Genomic DNA, 17,123 nt, shown 5'->3' on the forward strand with positions numbered 1-17,123 from the left:
ATCTAATTATCAGCAAGCAGAGCTGGCTGGACGATTTTCGGAGAGTCAGTTTGGCGAGCGCTACTCCATACATAAATGCTTTTTTTTGTCAAACCTTATGTTAAGAAAGATGTGGGTAATGGATAGCTAAAAGGAGGGGAAGTAAACATCAGAATAATTAACAATAACTAAGGTGCTAATTATCAAAAAAGTTATTCAGAATAATTGAAGTCTCACCTAAGTTAAGCATTCTTTTTTCACGCTTGGTCTAATAGACATCTCCAATAATAAAAAATCAAATCAATTATCACACTCTTAGTTTATCAATTCTTTCCTCCTACTGCCTACTGCCTACTACCTCTTTTCCGGAGATGTCTAATAGATAATGATGACCCAAATGCCCAAATATTGAGATGACAGAAAAAGTAGAGAGTAAAACTCTGAAAAATTATTTCCCAATACAAAAGCGACTAAAAATTTTATCTAAAACAGATTCCGTTACATCCTCTCCCGTAACCTCTCCCAAAGCATAAATTGCTCCCCTTAAATCTATTGTCCAAAAATCTAGAGGTAAATTATTTTTAATTGTATTTAAACATTGCTCCAAAGCAACTTTTGCCCTAGTTAAAGCTGCTGCTTGCCTTTGATTAATAGCAAAATCTAGATTTTCTGCCTGCAAATTACCAAAATTTACAGAATCAATAATTGCTGCTTCCAGTTGCTCAATTCCTTGATTATTAATAACTGCTGTAGTCACAACATTCTTAATAGTTTCTGGATAAAAAATTGACTTAATAAATTCCGACTTAACCAAGTCAACCTTATTAATTATCAAAATTAAAGAACGATGTTTTACCTGTTGATAAATAACCTCATCTAACTCCGTCCAACCAGCACTAGCGTCAATAGTCAATAAAACAAGGTCAGCAGACTCAGCAGCTCGACGCGATCGCTCCACCCCCATTTTTTCCACCTGGTCTTCAGTTTCTCGAATACCCGCCGTATCCAAAACCTGCACCGGGATACCACCAACCACTAACTGAGACTCTACCACATCCCTCGTAGTGCCAGGAAGATTAGTCACAATAGCGCGATCGCTACGACTCCAGGCATTTAATAGACTCGACTTACCCACATTCGGACGTCCGATAATAGCCACCTTCAAACCATTGCGTAACAATTCCCCTTGATTTGCACTTGCTAAAATTCTTGACAAATCTAGCAAAATACTATCCATTTTTTTACTTATTCCCCACTCATCCAAAGGTGGTAAATCTTCCTCAAAATCAATGCGAGCCTCTATCTCTGCTAAAATATCAATACAGTTAGCCCTTAACTGACGAATTGGACTAGCTAACTTACCCTGTAAACCAGCCAAAGCAACTTGAGCAGCGACAGGAGACTGAGACCCCACAAGATCCGCAACACTTTCAGCCTGAGTCAGGTCCAGTCGTCCATTTAAAAAAGCTCGTAAAGTAAACTCTCCTGGTTGAGCTAGTCGTGCCCCCGCTTCAATACATAATTGTAATACTTTTTGTATGGGGATAATTCCACCATGACAGTGAAACTCAACTATATCCTCGCGGGTATAAGAACGAGGAGCTGTCATAATTAATAACAAAGCTTCATCTACTAACTGCCCAGTTTGGGGATGGCGAATATAACCATAGAGAATGCGGTGAGTCTCCCAAACCTGTTTCCCCGGTGCATGAAATAAGGTTTTAGCAATTTTCATTGCCTCAGAACCAGACATCCGGACTATCCCCACACTTCCTTGTTGGGGAATAATAGCGGTAGCGATCGCGGCAATAGTAGTCATTATCAGTTATCAGCTTTTTTCAGTTATCAGCTTTTTTCAGTTATCAGTTATCAGCAGGAAGATGGAAATACTGAATTTGATTTTTTTCTGTGAGAATAATCATAGCAACAAAAATTATCAGATGATTTACATTATCATAAATTGATAATGAATAATGAAAGCTATCTCTTATAGACGTTCTCTTAGTATATTCTCCCAGAATTTCAGTAATAATTTGATCAGGACTTACGCCAAGGCACTATATATAGAGTCAAATAACTATTGTCCAATAGTTTTGAGCGCTATAGAACCAATTTGAGATCTATATAATTATGGTAGTCAAGTCTTTTAGCACATCAATTTTGAGGAAAAATTATCTGAAGGAGTGTTGAATTTTTTGTATTATCACGAACCCATATCTTCCCTCTTCCCTCTTCCCTTTTCCCTTTTCCCTTTTCCCTTTTCCCTTTTGACTCCTGTCTCCTGTCTCCTGTCTCCTGTCTCCTAGCTAAAAAAACTTGATATTTATGAAGATGCCAAATGGGTTCTATATATACCGTATCTGCGTAAGTCCTATTGATGATAATTATTTACGGTATACGATGAGCGATCGCATCAAGTAATTATTTAATTTTCTTAATGTATTCAGGGACTTGGAAATTATTCAGGACTTAGGCAAAGACTCTATAAATAGTGTCTAGTAACTATTGGACAATAGTTATAACTGCTATATATAGCGTATCTGCGTAAGTCCTATTATTAACAGGACTTAGGCAAAGACTCTATAAATAGTGTCTAGTAACTATTGGACAATAGTTATAACTGCTATATATAGCGTATCTGCGTAAGTCCTAATTAATATACCAAGTAAATTTTACCGAAAAATTGGGTTTAAAGCCTCCCCCTTTGAGGGGGACTTTGTGCTATGCTTAAAAAAGCGGAAAGGTATTCAACCGCTCTAAAAACCTATAGCTATCTAAATTGTAGCGTTTGCACCTTGAAAACTAGAGTTATGGGGTTTTGTACAGTAATGCTTGTACATGGAAAAGCTCTCAGCAACAAGTACCAGAGAACCAAAGTTTTTTTTAAGGTTTGAACTGTACCGTAGGGCATACGGGAACAGGCTCTTGATAGCGCAGCTCCTCTGAAAGAGGCAATAGAGCGAACGCTTGGGGAGAGAGCCATCTCTGGGCTAGGTATCGCAAGGTAGTTAGTTTAAGTGGACTCGGTGAACCAAGAATCCTGGTTTCAGGAGAATCTCCGCGCCTTTAGGCCGGAGAGTATGTCAAAAGTTATGCTTAAAATAATTGGTGCTTTGTTTTTAGGCAAGTCCCTGACTATTGAGATTAATCTGAAAAGTTACTGTTACAAATAGCATCTCCATTTGGAGATTCAAAATTTGCTAAACATTCTAATTCTTGAATTTTTTCATCTTTATTGCGGATAACCATCTTTAGATTACTAACTTCTTCTTGAAGTTGATGAATTTCACTTTGATGATTTTGAAATAACTGTCTCATAACTTTAATTGCATGAATTATATCAAATATTAGACTTAGTGCTAATTTACAGATTTCTTCCATGTTGTTTAAAATTTTTTCCATTGTTATTTCAGATATATTGTTAGGTTGGAATAGTTGAGTTTTTGGAGTATTAGAAGTCAACATTTTTTTCTCCCGTTTTGTAGGATGTGAACTTTGACTATTCCAGCTTAATGCCTTTATCTGTGAGGTAGAGGAAATGTGTTCTAGCTGTTAAGTTTTGTTCAGGGAATTTATATACACTACCTTCAGCATAAGCTTTTCTCCCATTTTTCCAGGCAACGGAGGAACGCTTATCCCATGTTTTTGATTTCCGTTTTCGACTAGCAGTTCCATTTAATCTACAAGCTTCCATTGCTAATGTATTAAAATCCTCAAATTTCTTTTTAAGTAACAATTCCTTATTCTTATCTAACAATTTTTCTCGAATAGCTAATTGACCAGCCATTAGTGTCATATTTTGCCATGAAGCAGAAAAATCTTCCCAAGGAAAATCTTGTTTTAGCTTTCTAAATTAATCATCACTTGGTTGATAATAACAACCATCTTTCATTCCTTTATATAAAAATTTTTCGACCAATTTGCTTCCTTTTTGTGCATTTGTTAAAGATATTTCTTGGTAAGGTTTTAAACACACAGAGAAAATCTCATTCTCGTTTTCCTTTAAAATTGCATAAAAAAGCCCATAAGGAGAACTAAACAAATACTCTTGTTGTAATTTTTTTAGGAAAAGGTCAATAAAAATCTTGGGTAATGGCACAGATAAACAATCAGCAGTAGAAACAATATATCGAAGAAATGAATGGAAAAAATCTACATAAGGAGCAACAATTTTCACAATATCCAATAAGGTAATGTAGTATTCTACCAGCAGTTAAATTCCCTCTTTTTCAAGTTTGTCAATTTCTTTATTCTTAAGAGCAATATCTAAACCATCACCTTTGATTAAATTATGTTCTTCTCGCCAAGCTTTAGCAATCAAAATATTCCACTTTCTCTGTTGATGCCATTTCTCCTTTTGCTCTTCATTCCAACATTTTGCCAACAAATTTCCATTAGGTAAATTTTCAATAACTCGAGCAATTTTTTCCAATACCTCTCTTTTTTATTGACTCATTTTCCGGTCTCAATCTAATGTAAATAATTTCACAATTTGATTTTTTTCTGCGATAATAATCATAGCAACAAACATCATTAAGTGATTTATACTATTACTATCATAGTCTATGATAATTTTTGTTGAGTTGCCCTGTTGCTTCACTCAACCTATAATTAACAGGACTTACGCAAATTCTTAGACAACAGGCTATTCGTAGGGGGGCGAATGCCATTCGCCCCTACATATGGCGCTTTCAAAAAGTTTTGAACCTATAAAATCTTACTTTTAACTTTTGACTTTTAACTTCCGTGAAATGGTATGATTATGTTCAAAAATATCTCACAAATTTCTCAGCAACTACTACCTAAACTGACTACAAAAAAATCTCTATCAAATAGACATAAACCACCAAAGTTGCATAGATACGGGCGATATTTATACTGGCGCTTCATTCGGATGCGGGGAACTCCAGAATATATTGCCAGAGGTTTAGCAATGGGGGTCTTTGCCGGGTTATTTCCAATTTTTGGTCTTCAAACCATAGTCGGTGTAGCATTAGCAACTTTGTTCCGAGGTCATAAAATTGCTGCGGCTGCTGGTACTTGGGTAAGTAATCCCTTGACTTATGTGCCAATTTATGCAATCAACTTTCAGGTTGGTAGATTATTACTCAACTCTCAAGAGGAGTTTATACCTGAAAGTATTATTTCATTTCAAGAGTTAATGAAATATGGAAGTCAGTTTGTAGTAGCTCTATTTTTAGGTTGTTTAGTAATGGGTATAATTTGTGGGACAGTCAGTTATTTTTTAGGATTAAAGCTCATTCATTTATGGCATGGTCAGCGCCTCAAAAAAATGAGCAATTGATTGAGATGAAATTAATTTTTTTGAAGTTGATATAATTGATTTAATTCAGACAATACAATCTGATAATTCTTGATTATTATAGTATTATCAGCCATAAAAAATAAGAGAGTGTTTGTCAAATAAATATTAGACCATGTAGGATGCCTTACATTTCATTAACGCATCTTTAATGTAACTGTCTTTTTCAAATATTGAATTCCTACCTAACCTAAGTTAAGTATTAATATATGGTAATTGGTATAAACTCCTTCTCTCCTAGATAACTAATGCAGGACGGCAGAAATAACTAACCAGTTACAAAATCCTAAAATCCTTACCAATCAATACTTTTTACTTTTGACTTCCGCGTAGCGGCACTAATTGCTTAGATAACTAATTGCCTAGATAACTAAACGCCTTCTTGCTTCTGCAATAATACACATTTGTAATGAGGGAAAAGTAGATGATAATCGATCAAATTGTAGATAAACGCTATCGTTTTATCAAACCTATAAATTCAAATATCTTAGGGAAAACATATCTGGCTACAGATACTCACCGTCCAAATTCTCCTCAATGCCTAGTCAAAGAAATTAGACTAAGCAATTTTAAGCAAAAAAATCAAGAGGTTATATTATCAATATTTCACGAAAAAGCAGAAAAGATTTATTGTTTGAGTCAACACAATGGCTTACCTAATTTATTAGCTTATTCTGAAGAAAACAATAATATCTACTTAGTTGAAGACTATATATTAGGTTTATCTCTAACTAAAGAATTAGCTATAGGTAAGCTTCTACCAGAAGTAGAAGTAATCAAAATATTAAAGGATGTACTAGAAATTTTAGCCTTTATTCATAGTCATGGGGAAACTCATGGAAAAATAACACCAAAAAATTTAATCCGGCGAGAATTAGATGGAAAATTAGTCTTAATAAACTTTGGTCTCAAAAGAGAAATTACAAGAATTTTAGAACAAAATGAGAAATTATTAATATTAAAAAATGGTAGCCAAAATAACTCTAATAGTTTTGCGAATATACCCTTAGAAGAAAGTCAAAAAGAGATAGATAAAAATAGCGATATTTATGCTCTAGGAATAATTGCTATTCAAACACTCACAGGATTATCTACTCAAGATTTACTCAAGCAACAGCAGACTAGCAACACTCTAGGATTAGAAATACCTTGGCAAAATCTACAAGTATGTTCTCTAAACCTATCAAATATCATTGACAAAATGATAAATAATCAAGATAAACAACATTATAATTCAGCTTCAGAAGCTTTAACAGAATTAAACAACATAGTAGTATCTACCGAGAATAACATTCTCTCAAAACCAGAAACAATAATTACAATACCTCAAAAAATAGATATTCCCACACCACAACCTCAACCCAGAAATAACAGAAAAATTAGACTTATTGCTAGTTTAACAGTCATCACCATCGCAGGAATAGCGATCGCCTATTTCTGGAAATTGCAATTTATATTCAAAGCACAAGCACTTTATAACTATGGTCGAGAATTAGCTAAACAAGGAGAACAACAAGCAGCGATCGCCAACTATACCCAAGCACTGCAATTAAACCCACAAAATGGAGCCATCTATTATCAAAGAGGTAACTCTTATTATTCCCAAAGAGTCTATGAAAAAGCCATTCAAGACTACACAGCAGCTATTAAGATCACAAAAAACTATAACACTTATTATCAACGTGCCTTAACTTATTATGAATTAGGCGATAATGAAAAAGCAATTACCGATTTAACACAAACATTAAGAATTCGTCCCAAGTATAGCCAAGCTTATCAAAAACGAGGGCTAATTTATGACAAAATTGGGGATTACAAAAATGCTATTCAAGATTATAGTCAATCAATTAAAATTAATCCTCAAAATAGCGATGCTTATCTTCATCGAGGAATAGCTAGAGCAGCGATCGGAGACCAAGTAGGTGCAATAAGCGACTATACTCAAACTATAAAACTGAACCCCAAAAATGCACAAGCTTACAAAAGTCGAGGTATAGCTCAGTTTGAAATTGAAGATTATCAAGGTGCAATAGCAGACTACGACCGAGCACTAGAATTAAAACCAGATTATTCCGATGCCTATACAAAAAGATGTAGCGCTTATCTAAAGCTAGCAAATTATCAAGTAGCAATCAATAATTGTCACCAAGCAATAAAAATAAATGCTAATGATTCTCTAGCATATCATAATCAATGTATTAGTTACTTGAATTTAGGGGAATATCAAAAAGCCGCAGAAAACTGTAGCGTAACTATTGAGATGAATCCTGAAAATGCTGAAGCATACAGAAACAGAGGTAGAGCGCGGTCTGCTAGTGGCGATCTGTCTGGTGCTATAAAAGACTTGACCACAACAATAAAAATAAATCCTAACCATTCTATTGCCTATAGCGATCGGGGTATAATTTTCTCAGATATAGGAAACTATAATCAAGCTATTGAAGACTTTACTCAAGCAATTAAACTTAATCCAAGTAATGCCATAGCTTATTATCATCGAGGTATGATTCTTTCTGAGCGACAAGAGATACAAGCAGCAATAGCAGACCTTCGCCAAAGTGCCAATCTATTTTTAGAGCAAGGCAGAATAAAAAATTATCAAAATTCGCAAAATACAATCGAACAACTACTGCAATAATTGGTTGTGCGTGAAGAAAGTGTGGGAAGTGTGGGGAGGGTGGAGAGACAGAGGAAGTAGGAGAAATAATTCTACCTGTATCTTTTCCTAACTTTTTGGTCGCTCAAGCTGAAATATTTGCACTTTTTTGGTGGCAAAAATGCTAAAATTTTTATATATCAGTGCTTTTAGACGAGATTCGCCAGCCATACTTACTTAGGGCTTGCTGAACAAATCTAAAAGCTTTATCTGTTAATGCTTTTAGCCTTTATGAGTATGGAAAAAGTACCAGGTTTTTAGCTCAAAAAGCTCAAAAAGTTAGGATTTTGGGGTCAGAGGGGCAGAAAAATCAAAGAACAATTATTCCTCCTACTTTACCCTCTTCCCACCCTCCCCACCCCCGCACACTTTAGCTTTTTTCAGCAAGCCCTACTTATCCCACACTTTACTGATGCACAACCGATAATTTCAGTATTTCTTCGGTACTGTCAGTTATTAAATTTTGTTTATAACTGAACCGTCTGAACATTATATAACTGCTTCAACAAGCAAATTTTGCTACTTTAGAACCTGTAAGACTAAGTAAAGATCGATGTTTGCTACACTTTTTTGAGTAAGAGAGTGGGGAAGAAGTAAAAATATCAATAGACATCTCCAAGTAATAAAAAATCAAATCAATTAAGATACATAAATTCTTTCTTCCTACTCCCTATTCCCTTGATATTTAATACAAATAGTTATACTTTTTCTAGTAGTCATTATTCTCAAATCAGAATAAATATCTGATATGAAATATAAAAAATAATGCTACGAATAATTTTCCTACTTAAAAGACTTTACCTAGAAACTGGAGTTTAGACTAAAAACAGAGTTTGACTTTAACTAAATAATATATAAGCTATTCTTACTGTACGTCGCCCTACCGAAGGCTCACCTACCTGAGGAGGTCCTCCTGACTCCTGGAAACACCCGTGCGTATTTGTAGCAAAAATTTTAGTATTTCATATTAAATATTATTTATGAGGATGAATATCCCTTGCGATCAAACCTCGTCCTTCAGGGTAGAGTTTCAAAAATATTCAAAAATATATTTAATGCAAAATCTTTTAATTCTCCTAATTATTCATAAAATTCTTTTTTAAAATTGGTATAAGACTTAAAACCTACCACCTTATGAGTAAAACGAATTTAAAATTGCTGTAACACATACTACCTAAAACCTACCACCTTATGAATAACACGAACATGATTGGTCAACTTCTAGATGGACGTTACCGCGTCGTTCAAATCCTGAGTGCTGGTGCATTTGGACAAACCTATCTGGCAGCGGATACTCGTCGCCCTGGACATCCTCAATGTGTGGTCAAACAACTACGCGCTCCTGGCAATAGTTATACCATAGTTAGAACTGCTCACCGTTTATTCAAACAAGAAGCAGAAATATTAGAAAAATTAGGTAGGCACGAGCAGATTCCTTTACTATTAGCTTATTTTGAAGAAAATAACCAATTTTATTTAGTTGAAGAATTCATTCCTGGAACACCATTAAATAAAGAAATTATACCAGGCCAACCTTGGCAAGAAAAAGAAGTAATCAAACTGTTGTTAGAAATCTTAGAAATTTTAGTATTTGTACATGAAAATGATGTAATTCATCGGGATGTTAACCCATCTAATTTAATTAGACGTCAACCAGATGCAAAATTAGTTTTAATTGATTTTGGTTCCGTCAAAGAAGTTAGTCATCGAATTGCAGTAGAAAATGGAGAAGTACAACGAACAATAGCTACAGGTACTCCTTCTTATATGCCTATCGAACAATTTCAAGGCATTCCTCAATTTAATAGCGATCTGTATGCAGTGGGCATGATTGGCATTCAAGCTCTGACAGGTATTCCCAGTAGTGAACTCCCAAAATTACAAGACCTTAGTCCATCAAATCCTAGTGGTATTCTCTGGCGAAATCGAACCCCATGCTCCTCAAATCTAGCCGATATCATCGATCGAATGGTACATTACCATTATACAAAACGTTACCAGTCTGTAGAAGAAGTTGTGAAAGCGCTACAGAAAATTAGCGGTCGCCCTCAAATATTGACAGCACCACCACCCAAAATTAAAAGCAGTCCAAATCCCCAAATTAAAACAAGCTTACTGAGAATGAAATCTCATCCTTTATGGTTTATTATATTTGGTTTTGCCAGCGTGGGGGTTATTGCGGTGCTGATTGGGTTAGTGAATTTCTTAAATCGCCCAAACCCGGTCAAAGCAGAGAAAATATTTGAGAAAGGGGTAGAAAATGCGAACAATGGTAATCAACAAGCAGCAATTGCCGCTTATGACAAAGCAATTCAACTAAATCCCGATGAAGAAGAATATTACTATAAGCGTGGCAACGCTTATTATAACTTAGAAAATTACCAAGAAGCTATTGCTGACTACAGCAAGGTAATTAATTTGAATCCTAGTCATGTTAATGCCAATTTTAACAGAGGAACAGCTCGTTATGATACCCAAGATTATGCCGGAGCAATTAATGATTTCACCCAAGTATTACGCCTCAAACCTCAAGATGCGGAAGCTTTTTATAAAAGAGGATTAGTTCACTACAGCTCTCAAGACTATCCTGCTGCTATTGCCGATCATACTAAAGCTATTCGACTGCAACCTAATAATATAGATGCTTATCATGGACGGGGATTAGCTCGTGCTGCCAATAATGATTTACAAGGAGCAATAGCAGATTATACTGAAATGGTTAGACTTGCACCCCAAAAGATAGATGGTTATTATAGTCGAGGTAGAGCGCGCTTTTTTCTGGGAGATTATCAAGGATCTTTAGATGATTACAACAAAGTTATTGAAATAGACCCTGAAAATGAAGAAGCTTATGCTAATCGTTGCAGCACATATTTGAATTTAGCAACTTATGAAGAAGCTATATCTGATTGCACTCAAGCAATTCAAATTAATCCTGAAAATGAAGTTGCTTATAATAATCGATGTATTGCTTACCTTAATATTAAAGAGTATGAAAAATCTATATCTGACTGTACAAAAACAATTCAAATTGCTCCCAAAAGTCCCTCAGCTTATACAAATAGAGGATTAGCTTACGCTTCGGCAAATCAACTGGAAAAGGCAATAGAAGATTATACTCAAGCAATAGCTATTAGTCCGAATAATGCAGAAGCTTATGCAAATCGTGCTAGTGTTTATTCCGAACAAGAAAATTATGAGCAAGCGATCGCTGACTATGTTCAAGCAATTCGACTTAATCCTGAATATGCTGATGCTTACTATAGTAGAGGATTGGTTAGAGTTAATCTTGGGGATAAAAAAGGAGCAATTAGTGATTTTGAAAAAGCAGCTAAACTTTATTTAGAGCAAGGTCGAACAGGAGGTTATAGAGATGCCAAATATCAAATTGAGCAATTGAATTAGATGGGGTGATGGGGAGTGAGGGAGTGGGGGAGTGGGGAAAATTTAAAGCTTTTTCACTATTCTATTGGTAGAAGTAAGACAGAAGGAAGAGGAAAGAAGGAAGAAGGGGTAAATTTTGAAAAAAAGGGGGAAACGATATAAATAACGATCTAAAATTAACTGGACTAGCTATTTTTAAGCATACCCGATCAAGGTCTACCTTTTTGTAGCATTCTTTTTTCACGCTTGGTATAATTATTAATTGTTAATTATTAATTATTAATTATTAATTAGGGTTTGCTGATTAAATCTAAAAGTACTGACATATAATATAAGGTTTTAGCATTTTTTAGTTAAAAAAAGTCCAACCTTTTAGGTCATAATGGTTCAAAAAATTAGTATTTTAGGCTCATAGTTGTGCAGAATAATCTCTTGATTATTCTTCCTCCTACCTCCTCTATAATTCCCCGTTCCTCCTGTCTCCTGTCTTCCCCTCCCCTCCTGGGAGGGGTTAGGGGTGGGTTGGGAGGGGCCCGCGGGTGGGTTGTCTCCTACCCTTACCCATCAGACTTTTGAGCGCAAACCCTAATTAGGGCTTGCTGATTAAATCTAAAAGCATTGACTTATATTGGTTGAGCGCATTTTTTAGTTAAAAAAAGTCCAAGCTTAATGGTCTTAATGGTTCAAAAAAGAGCGCATATTAGGCGCATAGTTGGGCAGAATAATCAAGAGATTATTCTTTCTCCTACCTCCTCTATAATTCCCATTTCTCCAGTATAGCTGTCTCCAGTATAGCTGTCTCCTACCCTTACCCATAAGACTCTTTCAGCAAACCCTAATTATTTTTAATAATGTCTGATAGAAAAATAGTTACACTTTTAACTGATTTTGGATTAAAAGATGTTTATGTTGGTGTGATGAAAGGTATAATTTATCAAATTAATCCGACACTAACCATAATAGACCTCACCCATGAAATTCCTGCTCAAAATTTATTTGCAGCAAGATTTTGTTTGAAAAATGCTTATCCCTATTTTCCCCCAGGAACAGTTCATGTAGCTGTTGTCGATCCTGGTGTAGGAAGTGTCAGAAGAGCGATCGCTATTCAATTATCAACAGGTTTTTTCGTCGGACCCGATAACGGTATTTTTAGTGGTGTGCTGGAAAACCTAGAGACACAAGAAATAAAAGTTGTGGAATTGACTAATTCTGACTATTGGCGCACAAATTCACCTAGCACAACTTTCCACGGTCGAGACATATTTGCTCCTGTTGGCGCTCATATTGCTAGCGGGGTTTCATTAGAAAATTTGGGAGAAAAAATTAACCCAGAAAGTTTAGTAAAATTACCCTTAAATAAAATTACTCTTACAGACTCAGGTATTGAAGGTTCAGTTCAATATATTGACTATTTTGGCAATATAATTACTAATATTCCCAGAAGTTATATTGAGGGGAAAACCTGGTCAGTTGTGATTCAAAAAAATGACAATCTTTCATCTTACAAAACTATAGTCAGTGGCAATACTTATAGTGACTGTCAACCAGGGGAACTAATTGCAATTGTTGGTTCTCACAATTTTGTCGAAATCGCAGCTAATGCTAGTAGCGCTCAATCTCAGCTTAATTTGAGGTATGGAGATAAAGTTCAAATTACTTTCTTTTAACTAGACATCTCCTCCAAAAGAGGGAGTAGGGAGTAGGGAGTAGGGAACCCACCCCTAGCCCCTCCCAGGAGGGGAAGAATTGATAAATAAGAGTGCAATAATTGATTTTCTTTTTTATTATCACCAGATGTCTACTGAGCATTGCTTTTTTCAGTAACTAAAATTTGGGCGTTGGTGATTTGAAGTATGATATCTGTGCAGATAAGAGCGCGATAGAACTTCGTTCCGCTTACGCGACTAAAAAACTTTCTCCTTATACTCGGGGTTTCTTCTTCCTTTCTTCCCTCCTGACTTCCCCTCCTGGGAGGGGTTAGGGGTGGGTTGACTCCTAAGTAATTATGATTAGTATCATACCCGCGCTTCACCAACGCCAAAATTTGTAGGGATAGAATACTCATGTTCCTAGTTTTGGCAAGTTCACCAAATACTCTGCACGAATATTCCACCCCTACAAAAATTAATCCCACTCAACAGAGGTACTAAAGTAAGAATCTAAGTTATACCTTACGATAAGGTACCATACCCAGATTGATATTACCTAGATTAACTCGTGCTGATGTACCTTGAACATTAAGACCCTGTGCTAAACTTAAATAGAGAGAAGGATCGCCTGCTTGAGGTTGCTGTTCTTGGGGAGTAAAGCGACGTAATTGATTTTGGTAAACTATTTGAGGGAAACCAAGAATAGTCCGATAGTAGAAACCATAACGAGGTGTCTTTAGATTAAAAGGAGTTTCTCCTCCATCTCTTTGGGGTATAACCCGACGACGCTGGTAAGGTACAGTATCAAAGCCAAAGTTGTCTAGGTATTCGTCGCTATTAAGCAACTCATCAATGAAACCTTCGATACCCTTGGTTGCTACAACGATAGACCAAGCAATTTTTTCCCTTTCGCTGTAAACATCGCGACCTAAAATCCGTTGAACACATAACTCAACAAAGCGATAGTTGCTATTTGTCTCGTAGTTGTTACGACGGAATGGATCGGAAATTACCAAACCACGAATGAAATCTCGAACTGTAATTTGACCATTTTTGAGTTGAGATTCTAGGAAGATTTGGCGATCGCTCTTCAGAATCTGATGTTCGCTATAAATTTGGCGATAAGCTGCCCAAATTAACTCATCCCACCCTGACTCAGAGGGCAAAGATTCGGCTGAATAAATCATTGGTTGGTCATCACCAGGGACTTCATAACCCGCAACTCGTGAATTTTGAGTAATAGGTTGGTATTCTAATAATGGAATCACCACGTGAGAATCTCCTTAAATTATTAAATTTGATTTATCAAGTGTGGCCAGAGCACACTAAACCTTGGTGCGATTCAAAAAATTGCATCATTGACGTCCTCTCCCGTTATGATCTTTGATTTAACGGGAGATTCCCAATTTGATAGCCAACCTTTAGATTAAGGGATTGAGGCAATCCAAGTCTCACTTTTATTAACTTACGCAACAATCTGTAACATTTCTAATAACTATTTGCTGAACTTTGGGCATAATTTTATACATAGCATTACGCAAATAGGGCACGGACATTTATAAATTCGGATGCGACCCCGCGACGACGAAAGTCGCATCTGGTAGCGCACCAAGCAGCTCAAAGTTAGTCAAGGATTACTTCTGACTTGTACGGGCGAATGGCCATTTGCTGACGCAAAGCTGGCGCTTTACATGTTGCGGAGCAAAACGCCCCTACTGACTTCTGTACGTCGCCCTACCGACGGCTCCCCTATGCGTGTAGCGCTATATCTACCAACCAAAAGCAGAATAAAACTGTGTAGTATTCTGTGATGTTTCTACTTCAGAATCTGAGTTGCTTTCTTCTACTCGAACTTCTGTACAAAAAGTAGAAGTATTAAATCCACCAAACCGCTTCACTGCGCTAGTCCGCATCCTGAGATTAGGGTTAGCAAACCAGAACCTTTCTATAGAACTCATAGTTTCATATTCCGTAATCAAATTTAGTCCATCTTCATCATCCATCTCAAAGCGTCCCACAACTGGCACAATTTCTGCATAACCTCGTTCTCGCAACATTCTGCCTTTTCTAGGATTGTCTGGATCTGGAACAATCGCAAATACAGTTGACCCTTTGTGATTTTCATCATCTTTATCCCAGGCCATGGAACCATCCCAAGTAACAAAAGCGCCTCCTGCAGCCAAACTTGGGTCAATTTCGTGCATTTTACAGATTTCTACTACTTTCGGATCTCCAGGACCCAAGCTGATTACTTGAATATCTGAACTGCCCATTTCTGCTTGTCTGAAGGCTAGGTGATGGGTTGTTCGTTGCGATCGCCATTTACCAGCACTCTTTTGAAAAAATTCCATTGCATCCATTTGGCCTTCTCCATCTTTAGAATTTTATAGGATATTAGTTCTAGCCTAATCATCATAATACTTCTAGCTTTTATTAATTTAATGTTAACTTTTGTCGAATAAATTAGTTTTAAAATGTACATCATGGACAGTATGTCAAGTAAATGTTACGATAATTTACATAGGAGTAAATACATCAACTTAACTGTGGCCTTAGTATATTGGCCAATATCTATTATCTAGATAAGTAAGGAGTAAACTATGGAAATGTCTAATAGCTTAACTATGGAGCAACAGTTCAAATTACAAGTTCTACGGGAGCAAGTGAAAGGCTTAAGTCGGGAAGAAGCTCAAGAATATTTAGTTGAAGTGTTGCGACAGACTATGGTTAAGGAGAATTTGTTTAAAAACTGGATGAAAGGCAAAATTTAACCGATGTTTCTGATTAAACATAAAGAATTATCGGTATTAAAAACTAACCCCACCCATCTTATAGATATGGGTGGGGTTGATACTTTTAAGGCTTACAAAATCTGGTAGTGGTGCTCGCTGCATTAATTGATAACGGACTATATATAACCTCTTTAGAAGAGTCGATCAAATAGGAATATTTAATTTATGGAGATGTCTAATAATTAACCTTTTCTTGTAGATAACTAAAAACTTCTTCCTTCTTCCTTCTTTTATTAATTGCTATTGCATAATCTTTTGCAAGGACTTTAACCCTTTCTTGATTCTTCGAGAAACAGTAACAGCACTTATCCCCATCCGCTCAGCAGTTTCCTTCTGAGTCAAGTCACAGAGAAAAACAAACTCCAAAACCTTACGAGTACCTTCTTCTAGTTTGGCCAGAGCTTGCTGTAAACGAATTTGGTCTTCTTGAGCTAACTGAAAACTACGATACTGACTATCTGGAACTAATTCTCCTAAACAAGTGGTTCCATTTGTTTCATCTTGAACTGGAGCATCTAAACTCAGAGGAGCACGGTTACGACAAGCTAATTGAATTTCCTGCCACTGCTCTAAAGAAATATCCAATGCAGAGGCCACCTCTAAATCTGTAGGTTTCCGTTTTAACTTCACTCGGAGGTCTTGTATAACTTTTGTGGCCTGCCGATCCATAGCTAGCCAATTTCTGGGAATGCGTAAAGAAGGACTTTTATCTCTTAGATAATGCTGAATTTCACCCCGGATATAAGGAATAGCAAAAGAACTAAAGGCTCGTCCCTTCGATATATCAAATCTCTCAATTGCTCTAATTAATCCAATACAGCCTACTTGGAGTAAATCGTCGTATGTTTCGGTACACCTATTTAACCAATGGTACACTTCCTTTCTTACAAGTCCAACATTAAGTTTAACTAATTGGTTACGGAGATGATGAGAAGGAGACTGTTGGTATTGGCGCAACAGTTCCAGGTTTTCACTTTTTAGTTCTTTAGTGATAGTGGTAGACATAGGTATATTATGATTCTGATAGGGACCTACTGATGGTAAATCACATACGCACTATATTTTTACACATCATCTACTTATAGTTATAGATTTATACAATAATTGCTGTGACTATTGGAATCTTGGACTGTGATATTCGACACAATTTATTGGGTAGAGTCTTTAATCAAAGAAGTTACCGAAAAATTGGGTTTAAAGCCTCCCCCTTTTAGCTATCCATTACCCACATCTTTCTTAACATAAGGTTTGACAAAAAAAAGCATTTATGTATGGAGTAGCGCTCGCCAAACTGACTCTCCGAAAATCGTCCAGCCAGCTCTGCTTGCTGATAATTAGAT

Annotated in this window: 13 protein-coding genes; 5 read left to right on the plus strand and 8 right to left on the minus strand. The window is 36.2% G+C overall.

The window, feature by feature from the left end:
- Window positions 1–427 precede the first annotated feature (427 nt).
- The 5 genes from mnmE to F6K15_RS34265 all read right to left on the minus strand — a co-directional run bounded on the left by mnmE (window position 428) and on the right by F6K15_RS34265 (window position 4,411).
- A complete protein-coding gene (gene mnmE / locus F6K15_RS34245) occupies window positions 428–1,798 on the minus strand; it encodes a tRNA uridine-5-carboxymethylaminomethyl(34) synthesis GTPase MnmE (protein WP_293070024.1) in 1,371 nt (456 codons plus the stop codon).
- 1,325 nt (window positions 1,799–3,123) lie between these two features.
- On the minus strand, window positions 3,124–3,444 hold the full coding sequence (locus F6K15_RS34250; RefSeq protein WP_293070025.1) for a hypothetical protein: 321 nt from the start codon (window positions 3,442–3,444) through the stop codon (window positions 3,124–3,126).
- Window positions 3,445–3,478: 34 nt separating this feature from the next.
- Window positions 3,479–3,766: a hypothetical protein gene (locus tag F6K15_RS34255; RefSeq protein WP_293070027.1), complete on the minus strand. Its 288-nt coding sequence runs from the start codon at window positions 3,764–3,766 to the stop codon at window positions 3,479–3,481.
- A gap of 66 nt (window positions 3,767–3,832) precedes the next feature.
- Window positions 3,833–4,156 (minus strand): hypothetical protein, encoded by a 324-nt coding sequence (locus F6K15_RS34260; protein WP_293070029.1) that lies wholly within the window; start codon window positions 4,154–4,156, stop codon window positions 3,833–3,835.
- Window positions 4,157–4,192: 36 nt separating this feature from the next.
- Window positions 4,193–4,411 (minus strand): hypothetical protein, encoded by a 219-nt coding sequence (locus tag F6K15_RS34265; RefSeq protein WP_293070031.1) that lies wholly within the window; start codon window positions 4,409–4,411, stop codon window positions 4,193–4,195.
- Between the two features lie 330 nt (window positions 4,412–4,741).
- Here F6K15_RS34265 and F6K15_RS34270 point away from each other — a divergent pair, with 330 nt between their 5' ends.
- From F6K15_RS34270 to F6K15_RS34285, 4 genes are all read left to right on the plus strand, one after another.
- Window positions 4,742–5,284, plus strand: a complete 543-nt coding sequence (locus F6K15_RS34270) for a DUF2062 domain-containing protein (RefSeq protein WP_293070033.1) — start codon at window positions 4,742–4,744, stop codon at window positions 5,282–5,284.
- Window positions 5,285–5,726: 442 nt separating this feature from the next.
- On the plus strand, window positions 5,727–7,940 hold the full coding sequence (locus F6K15_RS34275) for a tetratricopeptide repeat protein (RefSeq protein ID WP_293070035.1): 2,214 nt from the start codon (window positions 5,727–5,729) through the stop codon (window positions 7,938–7,940).
- A gap of 1,209 nt (window positions 7,941–9,149) precedes the next feature.
- Window positions 9,150–11,363, plus strand: coding sequence for a tetratricopeptide repeat protein (locus F6K15_RS34280; protein WP_293070037.1), 2,214 nt, complete (start codon window positions 9,150–9,152; stop codon window positions 11,361–11,363).
- An 830-nt stretch (window positions 11,364–12,193) separates the two neighbouring features.
- Window positions 12,194–13,009 (plus strand): S-adenosyl-l-methionine hydroxide adenosyltransferase family protein, encoded by an 816-nt coding sequence (locus F6K15_RS34285; RefSeq protein WP_293070039.1) that lies wholly within the window; start codon window positions 12,194–12,196, stop codon window positions 13,007–13,009.
- A 497-nt stretch (window positions 13,010–13,506) separates the two neighbouring features.
- Here the strand turns inward: F6K15_RS34285 and F6K15_RS34290 are convergent, their stop codons facing one another.
- On the minus strand, window positions 13,507–14,262 hold the full coding sequence (locus F6K15_RS34290; RefSeq protein WP_293070041.1) for a phycobilisome rod-core linker polypeptide: 756 nt from the start codon (window positions 14,260–14,262) through the stop codon (window positions 13,507–13,509).
- 498 nt (window positions 14,263–14,760) lie between these two features.
- Window positions 14,761–15,351, minus strand: a complete 591-nt coding sequence (locus F6K15_RS34295; protein ID WP_293070042.1) for a phycobiliprotein lyase — start codon at window positions 15,349–15,351, stop codon at window positions 14,761–14,763.
- 240 nt (window positions 15,352–15,591) lie between these two features.
- On the opposite strand from F6K15_RS34295, the gene F6K15_RS34300 reads away from it, so the two are divergent.
- On the plus strand, window positions 15,592–15,762 hold the full coding sequence (locus F6K15_RS34300; protein WP_124147679.1) for an NblA/ycf18 family protein: 171 nt from the start codon (window positions 15,592–15,594) through the stop codon (window positions 15,760–15,762).
- Between the two features lie 261 nt (window positions 15,763–16,023).
- Here F6K15_RS34300 and F6K15_RS34305 read toward each other — a convergent pair whose 3' ends face one another.
- On the minus strand, window positions 16,024–16,788 hold the full coding sequence (locus F6K15_RS34305; RefSeq protein ID WP_293070044.1) for an RNA polymerase sigma factor SigF: 765 nt from the start codon (window positions 16,786–16,788) through the stop codon (window positions 16,024–16,026).
- Window positions 16,789–17,123 lie beyond the last annotated feature (335 nt).

Origin of the sequence: Okeania sp. SIO2B3 (assembly GCF_010672525.1) — a bacterium.
Taxonomy (GTDB): Bacteria; Cyanobacteriota; Cyanobacteriia; order Cyanobacteriales; family Microcoleaceae; genus Okeania.